Annotated in this window: 14 protein-coding genes; all 14 read right to left on the reverse strand. The window is 55.2% G+C overall.

The features are described 5' to 3' along the window. Positions 1–80 precede the first annotated feature (80 nt). A complete protein-coding gene (locus tag AC1DQM_RS27145; RefSeq protein ID WP_477747114.1) occupies positions 81–2,018 on the reverse strand; it encodes a glycosyltransferase family 2 protein in 1,938 nt (645 codons plus the stop codon). Between the two features lie 136 nt (positions 2,019–2,154). After that, positions 2,155–3,174, reverse strand: a complete 1,020-nt coding sequence (locus AC1DQM_RS27150) for an MraY family glycosyltransferase (protein WP_477747115.1) — start codon at positions 3,172–3,174, stop codon at positions 2,155–2,157. Beyond that, positions 3,171–4,133, reverse strand: coding sequence for a UDP-glucose 4-epimerase family protein (locus AC1DQM_RS27155; RefSeq protein WP_086944630.1), 963 nt, complete (start codon positions 4,131–4,133; stop codon positions 3,171–3,173). Before AC1DQM_RS27155 ends, AC1DQM_RS27150 begins: the two co-directional genes overlap by 4 nt. Further along, a complete protein-coding gene (locus AC1DQM_RS27160) occupies positions 4,130–5,053 on the reverse strand; it encodes a glycosyltransferase (protein WP_477747116.1) in 924 nt (307 codons plus the stop codon). The genes AC1DQM_RS27155 and AC1DQM_RS27160 overlap by 4 nt, the downstream gene beginning before the upstream one ends. Positions 5,054–5,107: 54 nt before the next feature. After that, entirely contained in the window at positions 5,108–5,998 is an 891-nt protein-coding gene (rfbA, locus tag AC1DQM_RS27165) for a glucose-1-phosphate thymidylyltransferase RfbA (protein WP_064616662.1), read from the reverse strand. After that, the gene (gene rfbD, locus AC1DQM_RS27170; RefSeq protein WP_477747117.1) at positions 5,995–6,888 is read right to left on the reverse strand and encodes a dTDP-4-dehydrorhamnose reductase; all 894 of its coding nucleotides are present in this window, start codon (positions 6,886–6,888) and stop codon (positions 5,995–5,997) included. The genes rfbA and rfbD overlap by 4 nt, the downstream gene beginning before the upstream one ends. Next, positions 6,885–7,961, reverse strand: a complete 1,077-nt coding sequence (gene rfbB, locus AC1DQM_RS27175; protein ID WP_477747118.1) for a dTDP-glucose 4,6-dehydratase — start codon at positions 7,959–7,961, stop codon at positions 6,885–6,887. The genes rfbD and rfbB overlap by 4 nt, the downstream gene beginning before the upstream one ends. A 229-nt stretch (positions 7,962–8,190) precedes the next feature. Next, positions 8,191–8,430: a LapA family protein gene (locus AC1DQM_RS27180; RefSeq protein ID WP_064616656.1), complete on the reverse strand. Its 240-nt coding sequence runs from the start codon at positions 8,428–8,430 to the stop codon at positions 8,191–8,193. A gap of 27 nt (positions 8,431–8,457) precedes the next feature. Next, positions 8,458–8,754 (reverse strand): integration host factor subunit beta, encoded by a 297-nt coding sequence (gene ihfB, locus AC1DQM_RS27185; protein WP_003369729.1) that lies wholly within the window; start codon positions 8,752–8,754, stop codon positions 8,458–8,460. 150 nt (positions 8,755–8,904) lie between these two features. Then, positions 8,905–9,183: a hypothetical protein gene (locus AC1DQM_RS27190; RefSeq protein ID WP_019650498.1), complete on the reverse strand. Its 279-nt coding sequence runs from the start codon at positions 9,181–9,183 to the stop codon at positions 8,905–8,907. Between the two features lie 217 nt (positions 9,184–9,400). Continuing rightward, positions 9,401–11,092, reverse strand: coding sequence for a 30S ribosomal protein S1 (rpsA, locus tag AC1DQM_RS27195; protein ID WP_018929851.1), 1,692 nt, complete (start codon positions 11,090–11,092; stop codon positions 9,401–9,403). A gap of 119 nt (positions 11,093–11,211) precedes the next feature. Next, positions 11,212–11,901 (reverse strand): (d)CMP kinase, encoded by a 690-nt coding sequence (gene cmk, locus AC1DQM_RS27200; protein WP_007939921.1) that lies wholly within the window; start codon positions 11,899–11,901, stop codon positions 11,212–11,214. Then, on the reverse strand, positions 11,898–14,105 hold the full coding sequence (locus AC1DQM_RS27205) for a bifunctional prephenate dehydrogenase/3-phosphoshikimate 1-carboxyvinyltransferase (RefSeq protein ID WP_018929852.1): 2,208 nt from the start codon (positions 14,103–14,105) through the stop codon (positions 11,898–11,900). Before AC1DQM_RS27205 ends, cmk begins: the two co-directional genes overlap by 4 nt. A gap of 28 nt (positions 14,106–14,133) precedes the next feature. Further along, positions 14,134–15,246 carry a histidinol-phosphate transaminase gene (hisC, locus tag AC1DQM_RS27210; protein WP_477747119.1) on the reverse strand — a complete coding sequence of 371 codons (1,113 nt, stop codon included), beginning with the start codon at positions 15,244–15,246 and terminating at the stop codon, positions 14,134–14,136. Positions 15,247–15,252 lie beyond the last annotated feature (6 nt).

Below are 15,252 nucleotides of genomic sequence, written 5' to 3' on the forward strand. Positions count from 1 at the left end.
AGAAAAATACAAAAAAAGAGTCACTCACTCGGAATGACTCAATTCAAACACTCGATACCACAAACCGCTAAAGCACGAACTCAGGTATAACTCTTACACGTTTTCAGCGCGTGATTCTTGGCAATATAATATGCGTCATGCAACTGCATATGCCGCTCTACCCGTACAGTGGGGTCACCTGGAGTTCTAAACAAAGACGTGGTTTTTGGCACATAAACAAACTTATTGCCATAACCATACCGCAACCAAAGATTCCAGTCTTCAAGACTGCTCATATCGGTTTGAAATCCGCCTCGTTGCAAGAAGAGATCCTTTTGAAAAAGGAGAGACTGGATAGCTATATAGTTGTGATCCAGCAGAACCTCATAGTCATATTCTTGTTTGAGAATCGGAGGTACCGCATGGCTAACCTCAAAATATTGCCCTTCCACGCCACTGGCAACAGTACCGACTTCCAGCGCCAATGAGTAGGCCGCTACCGCGTCAGCATTTTTCGCCAACGCACCAACAAGCACCTCGACATGATCCGCGAAAAGCAAATCATCATCATCGAGAAACATGCAATATTTTCCGGCAGCCTTTTCCAAACCATAATTACCGGTCACCGAACGACCGACTTTATCGAGGGAGTAGTAACTAACACTCATTCCCTCCGGAAATTCAAAATCAGACACAACCGAGCTCATCGTAGAACCGCCATCCTCAACGACTATCAACTCGATATTCGGGTACGTCTGATTACACACAGACATCATGGACTGTCTGAGAAACTCTCCTCGATTCTTGTAAGTTCGAGTAACCACAGTAACAAGAGGGTAATCAGCCAATGATTCGCCCACCTCCCAGAACGCCCCATCCCTGATCATTTCATAATCAAAGCCCCTGAAAGGGAAATAGCAGTTTTCACTCGGTCCCTTGCCCCGCATAAAATACCGAGCCTTCTTGAATATCACACCGAAGTTTCTGAACACATCGCGACGGGCGCCAGCATAGGGTTCTGGACGGAGCAAAAGCAGGCACTGCAAGATAAAGCCACCCACTCTATCGCTCAAATTCCCATAGCGCAGCCTGATATAAGCATTGGCCAGCGTGCTGCCGGTATACTGAATCGGTTTTATATGATGCTCATGCTCATAGGTATAATGATAGACGACGGCGGACGGGCAATACTTGAGTTGGTATCCATAGGACCTGAAGCGATAGGAAAGCTCGACGTCTTCGCCATACATGAAGATCTCGCGCTCGTATCCACCGACTTCAACGTAAGCCGACCTTCTTACAAGTACGCAAGCATGGGACGACCAGTTGGTTTCCAACGTTACCGGATCATAATATTTAGGGTGTTCATAAGGTGCCTGCCTCAACTCCCAGGATGCAACCTCAGCCTTGGCATCAGCCAAAGCAGCAGCCACCACTTTGGTTATAGAGTCTTTGGCAAAAACGATATCCACATTACTAACAAGAAAATATTCAGAGCGTCCTTTACGGATTGCCTTTTCATGCCCGGCACCAAACCCGACATTGTCGCCTTCCATAATGTCGAAACCAGCCACATCCTGACCAAGCAATGTCTGCCAACGCTGCAATGCTTCGAGGGTGCAGTCCGAAGACCCGTTATCAACAAAGAACATATTCAATTTGCTGAGCGGGTAATTTTGCGCTCTTAACGATTCAAAAAAACCATCAATCCACTTGCCACTATTGAACGTCACCACCGACACATCAATAACTGGTTGCGCCTGAGCGATCGACGAGCTCTGGAACCGTGAGAAACGACGATTCAATATAGCCTGGATAGCCTTGGTATTATTCCGCGAATTAATCACTAACATTATGTTTTCGCGCAAACGCTTGAAAAACAAATGTATACGAACACGAATCCACACAAGGAAAGGAAACTTTTGGTAAAAGGGCCGAATAAACGCTTTAGACTTAGCCAAAAAAGAGCGCAGCCCTCGTGAAAAACGCGTTATGACTTGCCAGATTTTTGAAGCAACCATACTGAATAAACCACTCATCAAATCGAACTCCCTAACCAATGCAACTTAGCGACCTGCAAATATCACAACATCAGCGGCAGGTACATCCCTAGATGCTCTATAAGAGAGGCGACCATGCAAACCCGTGTTGATATGTGTTTTTGACGCTTTTTAATTACACTACTTGCTCCGACTCTCCTGCTTTGTAGGTACGTGCGATAAACAGCAGTGGCGCATAAGCTACGACCATACCAAAAAATCCGGAAATCCAGCCACTTGCTACAGCGATCGATAACGGCATGAGCCATACAAAATTGATAGTGATCGATGCCAGCGTTACTGTTTTATGGCTACGGTGCTTGCGAGAGGCATATTGGTAACCATGACTGCGATGGGCTTCATATACCTTTTCACCTCGTAAAAGCCTGCGCATCAGGGTCCACGTCGCATCAACAATGAAAACGCCAAGCATGATCAACCAGCTCCAGAGCAGCTCGGGCGACTTGGAGGCTGCCTCAATCGACATCCCTGCTAATACAATCCCCAAAAAACCGCTGCCTGCGTCTCCCATGAAAATTTTCGCCGGCGGATAGTTCCAACAGAGAAAGCCCGCGACCGCAGCTACCAGAGCCAGAGGCCCCCAGGCCAGTTCGAGGTTTGCGCTAAACCAATAGACCAGCAACATTCCGAGGCAGACGCTGATCGCTTCAGCACTGGCCAGGCCGTCAATGCCATCCATGAAGTTGTAAAGATTCAGCATCCAGACCAAATACAGCACAAACAAAATATTCCCAATCCACCCTGGATCAAGGGTGACTCCAAAGAGCGTGACGCCAGGAGAGCCTCCCAGCCAATATAACGCCCATATCGAGGCTGCAAAATGGCCTAATAGGCGCCACCTTGCGGCGATATGCCCGTGATCATCGGCAAAACCGATAAGCGCGACCAACAAGCCGCCCCCCAGTAAACCGACGAGCGTCGCCAGGCTCATCAAATCAAGCCCCCGAAGGATCAGAAGCGCCAGCAGAAAGGAGACAACGATAGCTACACCTCCACCCCGAGGAGTAGGCACAGAGTGAGAGCTGCGCTCGTTTGGTGTATCCATCAAGCTATTGGCCAAAGCATAACGACGTAAAATAAACGTCAGCCCCCAGGAAACAACGAATACTGCTAGTAGCAGCCACAAAAAAGTCATTTCGTCTGCGCGTCCAGATAGTGACCTGCGGTTTGGCGCATGGCTTCATCCATGTTGATGGGGGGGGTCCACCCCAATAATTCACGATTTTTGCTGATGTCGACCTGCAATGACCCGCAGATCCGTTGAGCAACGGATTGCTTTCTCAATGCCGAAGCTGCCATTACCAGCAACCACTTTGGCAGTGGCAAGAGCCAGGCCTTCGTCCCGAGCGCATTGCCCAGGCGACGTAGTATTTCAGTTGTGGACAAGTCCTGGCCATCACTGACCAGAAAGGTTTGGTTCGCTGCGGCAGGATGATCGATACAGGTGATTACAAGGTCCACCAGGTTTCCGATCGCCACAAGGCTACGCTGGTTCCGGACCGCTCCCAACGGTAACGGAATACCTTTGTTCAGCCAGCGCAGCATACTCAGAAAATTGGCTTTAACACCCGCCCCATAGATCAATGGCGGGCGAATAATCACCACTTCCATTCCGGTTTCATGAGCAAGTTTTCTCAGGCCTTGTTCAGCCTCGTGCTTGGACACGCCATAAGGATCCGCCGGGGCCGGTGTATCATCAGCCTTGAACGGCTTGCCTGGCTGGGTGCTTTCGCCATTGACCTTGATCGAACTGATGAAGATGAAGCGTTTGACTCCCGATTCAGCGGCGCGCTTTGCCAACCGAAGAGTGCCCTCCACATTGACCTTGCGAAACTCGGCCAAGGCATCAGAAGCGATTTCGTTCATCACATGAACTCTGGCCGCCGCGTGGACGACCGCACTTACTTCCTTCAACTCAGGCAAGGCTTCAGGATCATTCAGATCAAAGGGTACAACCGGGCATAAACCCTGTAACCGGGTGAGACTGCGAGCGGCCGCGATCGGAGCGAACTGTTTGTCCACCAACATCCTGAAAACCAGCGCCTCACCCACGAAACCGCCTGCCCCCGTGACCAATACCTTTGGGGCTGTCATTGAGCTTTGTTTCCCATCAATGCGGTGAACCAACAGATAAAAAAGAAAAAAATCTTGTCCCGCACCCGGCGCCTGCATTGCCAGGCACTGAAGGACAGTTTCATCAGTTCCGTACGCCGTAATTGCAACAAGACGCCTTTAAAGGGCTTCGCCCCCTGCCCCACCAGATCTGCAATCAGGTGAACCTGACCGAACCACCAACCGTCATGAATGGTTTTGTAACGAGCGATCAACGGACTCAGGCCTGTGTTGGCACCCACCTGATTACGCTCGTGCTGCCGGTAATCCATGCTGGGTAACGGGTCGATATACCAACGGTAACCATGACTGCGCGCAAAGGCGTAGAAATACCAGTCATGCAAAGTTACACCTTGCAGTTGCTGCCAGTTGGCGAGCATCGAGCCTTTCAAGGCTTCTATCAGGCTTTTTCTAAAGACATAGGTGCAGCCAGGCCCGGCTGCCTCGAACAAAAAATCCCAGGCGACCTGAGGTTGCGCCTTGTCCAGCAGCAGGGTTCTGCCATTTGGCCAGAACGCTGTCACGTTACTGGAGTAGGCATCTACTCCTCGTGCCTGCAACGCCTGGGTTGCTCTGTGCAGCTTATCGGGATACCAGATGTCGTCCTGGTCGGCAAAGGCGACGAAGTCGTAGCCATCGAAGTCAACGTCCCGGATCAGCCGAAAGAAGTTGCGCGATGCTCCGCCGAAGCGATTGGCATCCGGAAGCACTACAACTGCTGGATGCTCAGCCGCATAAGCTCTACACCACGCCTCGGTGCCGTCAGTAGAGGGGTCGATGCTAATGTGCAGGGTAACGTCGACCGATAACTGGCCGAGAATCGAGACCAATTGCTCCTCAACCCACTGCATTCCGTTGTACGCAGCCAGCAAAACTGCAACCTTGGGATGTTTTACTGGCATGCTATTCCTGCTTGCTCGGATTAAACGCTAGGTTTGAAAGTAAACCCTCTCGACTCAGAGGGAATCCAAATCCAGCAGTTTTTGCAGGTACTGACCATAGCCAGTCTTCTTCAGCCTATCGGCCTGAGCGCCCAACTGTTCAGCGGTAATCCAACCGTTGTTGTAGGCGATCTCCTCCAGGCAGGCCACTTTCAAGCCTTGACGCTGCTCGATCGTGTGCACGAAGTGACTGGCCTCGAGCAACGAGTCGTGAGTCCCCGTGTCCAGCCAGGCAAAACCGCGTCCGAGCATTTCTACATTGAGGGTGTTTTGCTCGAGGTAGGCGCGGTTAACGTCGGTGATTTCCAACTCGCCACGCTCGGATGGCTTGATGTTCTTGGCGATCTCGACAACCTGGTTGTCGTAGAAGTACAGGCCAGTCACCGCGTAGCTGGATTTTGGCTTCAGCGGCTTCTCTTCGATGCTCAAGGCACGGCCGGCAGCGTCGAACTCGACGACACCAAAACGCTCTGGATCCGACACGTGATAGCCGAATACAGTCGCGCCGCGTTCTTGAGTGCTAGCCGAACGCAGGTTGTCCGAGAAGTGTTGACCGTAAAAGATGTTGTCGCCCAGGATCAGGCAGCAAGGATCCTTGCCAATGAATTCTTCGCCGATGATGAAAGCCTGAGCCAGACCATCCGGGCTAGGTTGCTCGGCATAAGTCAGCTTGATGCCGTACAGGCTGCCGTCACCCAACAACTTCTGGAAACATGGCAGGTCTTCAGGCGTGGAGATAATCAGGACTTCGCGCATACCGGCGAGCATCAGCACCGACAGCGGATAGAAGATCATCGGCTTGTCGTAGATCGGCAGCATTTGCTTGGATACGCCGAGGGTCAGCGGGTGCAGACGAGTGCCCGAGCCGCCAGCGAGGATGATGCCTTTACGATTTGTCGTGGTCATTTATTCAGGACTTCCATAAGCATTCGGGTGACACCACTTTGCCAATCCGGCAAGTGTAGAGAAAAATTTTCGCGCAGCTTCTGAGTGTTCAACCGGGAATTCAGAGGGCGGCGTGCCGGTGTTGGATAAGCGGTCGTGTCGATCGGATTGATTGCCGTGGCAGCAAGTTCTTCACCGCTGGCCTTGGCAAAACCAATCACATGGCTGGCATAGCCGTGCCAGGACACTTCGCCAGCGGCCGCCAGATGATACAGGCCCGCCAGCTCAGGACGCTGCAAGACTTGCTGAATAGCCAGCGCCGTCACGTCGGCGATCAGGTCTGCGCCGGTAGGGGCGCCGATCTGGTCGGCGATGACGCTCAGGGTTTCGCGATCCTTGGCCAGGCGCAACATAGTCTTGGCGAAGTTGTTGCCGCGAGCGCCATAGACCCAACTGGTCCGGAAGATCAGGTGCTTGCAGCCGGAGGCGATAATCGCCTGCTCGCCGGCAAGTTTGCTGGCACCGTAGTGATTCACCGGCGCGACAGCATCTGTCTCTTGCCATGGCGTCAGGCCTTCACCGCTGAACACGTAATCGGTCGAGTAGTGAATCAGCCACGCCCCTAGAGATGCCGCCTCTTCAGCCATGACCTGACTCGCCTGACCGTTCACGCGGTCGGCCAACTCTGTCTCGGACTCAGCTTTATCGACCGCCGTGTAGGCCGCTGCGTTGACGATGACGTCTGGTTTGACCTGACGAATCGTCGTGCGCAACGCATCGAGATCAGACAGGTCACCGCTCAAACCATCAACCGGGTGACGATCCAATGCGATCAGTTCACCAAGAGGCGCCAGGGAGCGTTGCAGCTCCCAGCCCACTTGACCGTTTTTTCCCAACAGGAGGATTTTCATGCCTTGTCCGAACGGTCCGTGTAGTTCTGGTCGATCCATTGCTGGTAGCTGCCGCTCTTCACGTGAGCGACCCACTCAGCGTTGTTCAGATACCACTCGACGGTTTTGCGGATGCCGGTTTCAAAAGTCTCTTCCGGCGTCCAACCCAGCTCACGCTGGATCTTGCTGGCGTCGATTGCGTAACGCTGGTCGTGGCCCGGGCGATCCTGAACGTAGGTGATCAGGCTGGCGTGTGGACGATGAGCGGAGTCTGGACGCAGCTCGTCGAGCAGTGCACAAAGGGTATGCACCACTTCGATGTTTTGTTTCTCGTTATGGCCGCCGATGTTGTAGGTCTCGCCGATAACACCTTCGGTCACGACTTTGTAGAGTGCGCGGGCGTGGTCTTCGACGTAGAGCCAGTCACGGACCTGATTGCCTTTGCCGTAGACCGGCAGCGGCTTGCCTTCCAGCGCGTTGAGAATGATCAGCGGGATCAACTTCTCAGGGAAGTGGCAAGGACCGTAATTGTTCGAGCAGTTGGTGACCAGGGTCGGCAAGCCATAAGTACGGCTCCAGGCGCGAACCAGGTGATCGGAACTGGCCTTGCTCGCGGAGTAAGGCGAACTTGGCTGATATGGCGTTGTTTCAGTGAAGAGGTCTTCCGGACCTTCAAGGTCTCCGTAAACTTCGTCAGTCGAAATGTGGTGGAAGCGGAAGCTGGCTTTACGCGTGTCATCCAGCGCCGCCCAGTAGTGGCGCGCAGCTTCAAGCAGGGTGTAAGTGCCAATAATGTTGGTCTGGATGAATTCGGACGGGCCGGAGATCGAGCGATCAACGTGGGACTCTGCGGCCAGGTGCATGATGGCATCCGGTTGGTGTTCACGCAGGACACGGTCAATTTGATCGCGGTCACAGATATCGACGCGCTCGAACGCATAGCGCGGGTCTTCGCTGACTTCGGCCAAGGACTCAAGATTGCCGGCATAAGTCAGCTTATCGACGTTAACGACAGCGTCAGTGGTGTTGGAGATGATATGACGGATGACCGCCGAGCCAATAAACCCGGCGCCGCCGGTAACTAGAATTTTCACGCGAAACCATACCCTTGAGTTGCTGACAGGGCCGCCAACCGAGCACTGTCGAATCCATGAATGCAAAAGCCATCAAATTCGCTGAGGCTTCTGACAGAGTCAGTCTGAACCGATGTGGGAATATGCCACTATCGAACAAGCGCAGCATTTTACAGCTAAATGAAGGTTTTACTAATGGATATAGACAAGCTGTGATGCAAATCCGATGCTCACCATGGGTTTGTCGCAATCAGACAAGGCGCTTGCGTGAGGCTCTGGACGTACGCCCCAGAAACCAGCCGAGCACCGGCCCTATCACCATACCGATCAGCAACGTAATCACCATGATCAACGACACTGGCAACTGCGGGCTCGCCCAGCCCAGGAACAGCAGTGACATGGCCTGCTGATTCTCAAGAACGAACGCCAGGATCGCCAGAACAAGCAACAGGACAAATACAGCGAGGAGTACGCGCTTGAAGTTACGCATCAGCGGCTCCCTGGAGTGCAACAGCCGTCAAAGCCCTTCCTCCTCATCCTCATTCACACGATCACGCAGTTCTTTGCCTGGCTTGAAATGTGGAACGAACTTGCCGTCAAGGCTGACGGACTGACCGGTTTTTGGATTACGCCCCACGCGCGGCGCGCGATAGTGCAGTGAAAAGCTGCCAAAACCACGGATCTCGATTCGATCACCAGTGGCCAGACATTGGGACATTTGCTCAAGCATGGTCTTGATGGCCAGCTCCACATCTTTAGATGAGAGTAGCCCTTGATGGGTGACAATTCGTTCGATCAACTCCGACTTCGTCATATTTTTCCCTTCTTTTTCAAGCAGCTAGATCAGCGCTTCAAAGGTTTTAGCATGCCCCGAGTAATTTGAACAGCCCGAGTGTTGACATATCGTCCCCAGCAGCGAGATGCCCGATTTCAAGGCACCGGAACTCTGATCGAACCCACACACTCACCTGCAGATAACCAGCATGGTGCGTGTCAGATAGCCCGCGGGATTGAAACCGAAAGGGAATATATCTTCCTCCTTGGCGTCATCAGACCTTACGATGACTTTATAACCTGCCCCTTTACACTCCTTGGCCGCTCGCTTGTGACACCTCTCCCATCCTGAGCCCAATCCCGAACAATCGACCTCTATACCACTGACGCCGCGCACCACATGAGTCTTGGCGCTGGTGGTACAACCTGCCAATGTCATTACTGCTATCACGACAATGAGCTTATTCATTCACTTCCTTATGCCGGATACGCAACCCGGCGGTCGTTCACTTCAGACTAAGCCTAGCCTTGAATAGACGATTGACCTACTTGAAGAAACAGACAACCCAATCAAATCATTGGTTTCATGAATGAAACACTGCAATCCCCACACACCCTGAATTCACCAAATCGCAGACACAAAAAAGGGCGACCGAAGTCGCCCTTTTTCTATGGTCTGACAGAACTCAGTTCTGTTTTTCCATTTGTGCACGCAACAGGTCGCCCAGAGTGGTAGGACCAGCAGCGATGTCAGCAGCAGGCTTGTCTTTCAAGCTCTGGATTGCTTCTTTCTCTTCAGCATCATCTTTCGACTTGATGGAGAGCTGGATTACGCGGCTCTTGCGATCAACGCTGATGATCTTGGCTTCTACTTCCTGGCCTTCTTTCAGAACGTTACGCGCGTCTTCAACGCGGTCACGGCTGATTTCGGAGGCTTTCAGAGTCGCTTCGATATCGTCGGCCAGAGTGATGATGGCGCCTTTAGCGTCAACTTCTTTCACGATGCCCTTAACGATGGCGCCTTTGTCGTTCTCTTGAACGTACTCGGAGAACGGATCGCTTTCCAGTTGCTTGATACCCAGGGAGATGCGCTCGCGCTCTGGGTCAACCGACAGGATAACGGTGTCCAGCTCGTCGCCTTTCTTGAAGCGGCGTACGGCTTCTTCGCCCACTTCGTTCCAGGAGATGTCGGACAGGTGAACCAGACCGTCGATGCCGCCGTCCAGACCAATGAAGATACCGAAATCGGTGATCGACTTGATGGTACCGGAGATTTTATCGCCCTTGTTGAACTGACCAGAGAAATCTTCCCATGGGTTAGATTTGCACTGCTTGATGCCGAGGGAGATACGACGACGCTCTTCGTCGATGTCCAGAACCATAACTTCCACTTCGTCGCCGACTTGTACGACTTTCGAAGGGTGGATGTTCTTGTTGGTCCAGTCCATTTCGGAAACGTGCACCAGACCTTCAACGCCTTCTTCCAGCTCAGCGAAGCAGCCGTAGTCGGTCAGGTTGGTTACACGAGCGGTAACGCGAGTGCTTTCTGGGTAACGGGCTTTGATAGCAACCCATGGATCTTCGCCCAGTTGCTTGAGGCCCAGGGAAACACGATTGCGCTCGCGATCGTACTTCAGAACCTTGACATCGATCTCGTCGCCAACGTTGACGATTTCGGAAGGATGCTTGATACGCTTCCAAGCCATGTCGGTAATGTGCAGCAGGCCATCGACGCCACCCAGATCGACGAATGCGCCGTAATCGGTGAGGTTCTTGACGATACCTTTGACTTGTTGGCCTTCCTGCAGGGATTCCAGCAGAGCTTCACGCTCGGCGGAGTTCTCGGCTTCGAGGACGCTGCGACGGGAAACGACAACGTTGTTGCGTTTCTGGTCGAGCTTGATGACCTTGAATTCCAGCTCTTTGCCTTCCAGGTGCGTGGTGTCGCGCACTGGACGGACGTCAACCAGAGAACCTGGCAGGAACGCACGGATGCCGTTAACGTCGACAGTGAAGCCGCCTTTAACCTTACCGTTGATAACGCCCTTGACCACTTCTTCGGCTGCGAAGGCTGCTTCCAGAACAATCCAGCATTCAGCGCGCTTGGCTTTTTCACGGGACAGCTTGGTTTCACCAAAGCCGTCTTCAACCGAGTCCAGAGCAACGTGAACTTCGTCACCGACGTTGATGTTCAGTTCGCCAGCGTCGTTGTAGAACTGCTCAAGCGGGATGAGTGCTTCAGACTTCAGGCCAGCGTGAACGGTTACCCAGCGAGCTTGGTAATCGATATCAACGATAACACCGGTGATGATGGAGCCTGCCTGAAGGTTCAGGGTTTTTAGGCTTTCTTCAAAGAGTTCCGCAAAGCTTTCGCTCATTTTAATTCCTGTTGATAAGGGCGAAGAATACGCCCATCTCCACATCCCAGACGATGTGGGTTAGTTTCATTTAAAAGAAGCTCCGCAGGACTATGACTGGTCCCCTGCGGCCCTCTTGGTCACCCGGCGATATCGCGAATGGCGATCTCGCTCATGATGCGTTCCAGCACCTGGTCGATGGATAATTCCGTGGAATCCAGCTGTATGGCGTCAGCCGCCGGTTTGAGCGGGGCTACCGCTCGCTGGGTGTCACGCTCATCGCGCGCACGTATCTCATCTAGCAGACTCGACAGACTAACACCATCGACTTTGCCCTTCAACTGCAAGTAACGTCGGCGCGCACGCTCTTCGGCACTGGCAGTGAGGAAAATCTTCAAGGGCGCGTCGGGAAATACCACCGTACCCATGTCGCGACCATCGGCCACCAGACCCGGCGCCTCCTGAAAAGCCCGCTGACGCTGCAGCAACGCCTCGCGAACCGCAGGCAACGCGGCGACCTGCGAGGCACCCGAGCCGACACTCTCGGTACGGATCACATCGCTGACTTCATCACCTTCCAGAATAATGCGCTGCAACTGACCGTCGGTCGCTGCGATGAACTGCACATCCAGATGAGCGGCGAGCTTCTTGAGCAATTCCTCATTGGTCAGGTCGACGCCATGATTATGCGCGGCGAAAGCCAGCAATCGATAAAGTGCACCGGAATCCAGCAGGTTCCAGCCCAGGCGCTTGGCCAGAATCCCGGCGACAGTACCCTTGCCAGAGCCGCTTGGCCCATCAATAGTGATGACCGGTGCAATGCTGATCACGACTGAGCCTCTTGTGCAACACGGATACCGACCTGCGCGCACAGCGCGAGGAAGTTCGGGAACGAGGTCGCGACGTTGGCGCAATCATGGATGCGGATCGGCGCAGTGGCGCGCAGTGAAGCCACGCTGAAGGCCATGGCAATCCGGTGGTCGCCGTGACCGTGCACTTCGCCGCCGCCGATCTGGCCGCCGTCGATGATGAGGCCGTCCGGAGTGGGCTCGCACTTGACGCCCAGCGCCAGCAGACCGTCCGCCATGACCTGGATCCGGTCCGATTCCTTCACGCGCAGCTCTTCGGCACCACGCAGCACAGTGCGACCTTCGGCACATGCAGCCGCCACGAACAGCACCGGAAACTCGTCGATAGCCAGTGGCACCAGCGCTTCGGGAATCTCGATACCTTTGAGTTTAGCTGCCCGTACGCGCAGGTCGGCTACCGGCTCGCCACCGACTTCACGCTGGTTTTCCAGAGTGATGTCAGCGCCCATCAGACGCAGGATGTCGATTACGCCGGTACGGGTCGGGTTGATGCCGACGTGTTCGAGCACCAGCTCCGAACCTTCGGCAATCGACGCCGCCACCAGGAAGAACGCCGACGACGAGATATCGCCCGGCACCTCAATGTGGGTCGCGGTCAGCTTGTGGCCGGACTCGACCGAGGCGGTCGCCCCGTTAACGGTCACCGGGTAGCCGAAGCCGCGCAACATGCGCTCGGTGTGGTCGCGAGTCGGTGCCGGCTCGGTGACCGTGGTCTTGCCTTCGGCATACAGACCCGCCAGCAGCAGGCAGGATTTAACCTGGGCACTGGCCATCGGCATGGTGTAAGTCAGGCCCTTGAGCTTGTTGCCGCCACGAATGGTCATCGGTGGACGACCGTCAGCGGCGGTCTCGATCACAGCGCCCATTTCACGTAGCGGATTGGCCACGCGATTCATCGGACGCTTGGACAACGAAGCGTCGCCGGTCAGGGTACTGTCGAAGTTCTGCGCAGCCAGCAGGCCAGACAGCAGACGCATCGAAGTGCCGGAGTTACCCAGATAGATCGGCCCCGGTGCAGGCTTGAGGCCATGCAGGCCGACGCCGTGAATGGTCACACGACCATGGTGCGGACCTTCGATGACGACACCCATGTCGCGGAAAGCTTGCAGGGTCGCCAGGGCGTCTTCGCCCTCGAGGAAACCTTCCACTTCAGTGACGCCTTCGGCCAGGGAACCGAGCATGATCGAGCGGTGGGAAATCGATTTGTCGCCCGGTACACGAATCCGCCCAGTCAGGCGGCCACCAGGTTGTGCCAGGAAAATCAGATCGTTGGAATTCATAGCGTCCACATAGGCCCGGCGGGCCAGGATTTTACTGAAATGCTCGCGGGCAACCCGGGCGCGAGTGAACACGCCCAACAATTGGTGCCCATCCCCTGCATCGACCGCGTCGCGCAAGGCGTCGAGGTCGCTGCGAAATGTATCGAGTGTGCGCAGGACAGCTTCGCGGTTGGCGAGGAAGATGTCGTGCCACATGACCGGGTCGCTACCGGCGATTCTTGTGAAATCGCGGAAACCGCCCGCAGCGTAACGGAAGATCTCAAGATTTTCATTGCGTTTGGCCAATGAATCGACCAAACCGAACGCCAGCAAGTGCGGCAAATGGCTGGTCGCCGCCAACACTTCGTCATGACGCTCGACTTGCATGTGCTCGACGTCGGCGCCCAATTCGCGCCACAACCGGTCGACCACCGCCAGCGCGGCCGGATCGGTCTGATCCAGCGGCGTCAGAATCACTTTATGGCGACGGAACAGGTCAGCATTGGAGGCTTCCACCCCGCTCTGCTCGGAACCGGCAATCGGATGCCCTGGCACGAAACGCGCCGGCATGCCGCCAAACGCTTCGGTCGCCGCGCGCACCACATTGCCCTTGGCACTGCCGACGTCAGTAAGGATCGCCTGTCCCAGATCCATGCCCGCCAACAACGCGAGCAGTTTCTCCATGGCCAGGATCGGCACCGCCAACTGAATCACGTCCGCGCCCTGACAAGCCGCCACCAGGTCTTCTTCGCAGCGATCCACCACACCCAACTCGACCGCCAGCTTGCGCGACTGCGGGTCGAGATCGACCCCGACCACTTCGCGGCACAGACCGCTTTCACGCAGGCCTTTGGCAAACGAACCGCCGATCAACCCCAGACCGACCACCACCAGGCGACCGATCATAGGTTCAGCAGATTGCAGTGCAGTGACATCAACCACGAGCCATAACCTTGGTCAGCGCCTCGAGGAAGCGGCTGTTTTCCGCTGGCAAACCGATGGTGATGCGCAGGTGATTCGGCATGCCGTAGTTGGCCACCGGACGCACGATCACGCCTTCGCGCAGCAACCCCTGGAAAACCGGGGCAGCAATGCGACCCAGATCGACACAGATGAAGTTGCCTCTGGATGGAATCCAGCTCAGCCCCAACTCACGGAAACCCGCCTCAAGCTGCTGCATGCCGGATTGGTTCAGGCGACGGCTTTCAGCCAGGTACTCGACGTCTTGCAGCGCGGCACAAGCGGCGGCCAGCGCGAGGCTGTTGACGTTGAACGGCTGACGCACGCGATTGAGCACATCGGCGACGATGGCCGAGGACAAACCGTAGCCGACCCGCAGCGACGCCAGACCATAGGCCTTCGAGAAGGTGCGCGAGACCAGCAGGTTCGGATAGGCCGCCAGATAGTCCAGGCCATCCGGCAAGTCGCTGCCTTCGGCGTACTCGATGTAGGCCTCGTCCAGCACCACCAGCACATGGGCCGGAACGTCCTGCAGGAATTCATCCAGCGCCTCGGCATCGAACCAGGTCCCGGTCGGGTTGTTCGGGTTGGCGATGAACACCACGCGGGTATCGGCATCGATCGCGGCCAGCATCGCCGGCAGATCATGACCCCAGTCTTTGGCCGGGATCACTTTTGCCTGGGCACCAACGGCCTGGGTCGCGATCGGATAGACCGCAAACGCATGCTCGCTGAACACCGCGTTCAGGCCCGGCGCCAGATAGGCACGCGCCACCAGCTCCAGAATATCGTTGGAGCCGTTGCCCAGCGTCACTTGGTTCAGCTCGACGCGACACTGATCGGCCAACAGGGTTTTGAGCGCAAAACCATTGCCGTCCGGATAGCGGGTCAGCTCGGCCAGCGCTTCGCGAATCGCCGCCAGCGCCTTGGGACTGGCGCCCAACGGGTTTTCGTTGCTCGCCAGCTTGACGATGCTGGCCGGATCGAGGTTCAGCTCACGGGCCAGTTCGTCCACAGGCTTGCCCGGAACGTAAGGCGAAAGTTGTTGCACGCCCGGCTGTGCCAGAGCGAGGAAGTTGCCACTCATTTGCTA

It is taken from the genome of Pseudomonas sp. 01L34 (assembly GCF_056400265.1).

What these genes read in the sequence shown, in the direction of transcription:
- AC1DQM_RS27145 (WP_477747114.1), bottom strand. Translation starts at nt 2,018, where the DNA reads ATGAGTGGTTTATTCAGTATGGTTGCTTCAAAAATCTGGCAAGTCATA.
- AC1DQM_RS27150 (WP_477747115.1), bottom strand. Translation starts at nt 3,174, where the DNA reads ATGACTTTTTTGTGGCTGCTACTAGCAGTATTCGTTGTTTCCTGGGGG.
- AC1DQM_RS27155 (WP_086944630.1), bottom strand. Translation starts at nt 4,133, where the DNA reads ATGACAGCCCCAAAGGTATTGGTCACGGGGGCAGGCGGTTTCGTGGGT.
- AC1DQM_RS27160 (WP_477747116.1), bottom strand. Translation starts at nt 5,053, where the DNA reads ATGCCAGTAAAACATCCCAAGGTTGCAGTTTTGCTGGCTGCGTACAAC.
- rfbA (WP_064616662.1), bottom strand. Translation starts at nt 5,998, where the DNA reads ATGACCACGACAAATCGTAAAGGCATCATCCTCGCTGGCGGCTCGGGC.
- rfbD (WP_477747117.1), bottom strand. Translation starts at nt 6,888, where the DNA reads ATGAAAATCCTCCTGTTGGGAAAAAACGGTCAAGTGGGCTGGGAGCTG.
- AC1DQM_RS27180 (WP_064616656.1), bottom strand. Translation starts at nt 8,430, where the DNA reads ATGCGTAACTTCAAGCGCGTACTCCTCGCTGTATTTGTCCTGTTGCTT.
- ihfB (WP_003369729.1), bottom strand. Translation starts at nt 8,754, where the DNA reads ATGACGAAGTCGGAGTTGATCGAACGAATTGTCACCCATCAAGGGCTA.
- AC1DQM_RS27190 (WP_019650498.1), bottom strand. Translation starts at nt 9,183, where the DNA reads ATGAATAAGCTCATTGTCGTGATAGCAGTAATGACATTGGCAGGTTGT.
- rpsA (WP_018929851.1), bottom strand. Translation starts at nt 11,092, where the DNA reads ATGAGCGAAAGCTTTGCGGAACTCTTTGAAGAAAGCCTAAAAACCCTG.
- AC1DQM_RS27205 (WP_018929852.1), bottom strand. Translation starts at nt 14,105, where the DNA reads ATGATCGGTCGCCTGGTGGTGGTCGGTCTGGGGTTGATCGGCGGTTCG.
- hisC (WP_477747119.1), bottom strand. Translation starts at nt 15,246, where the DNA reads ATGAGTGGCAACTTCCTCGCTCTGGCACAGCCGGGCGTGCAACAACTT.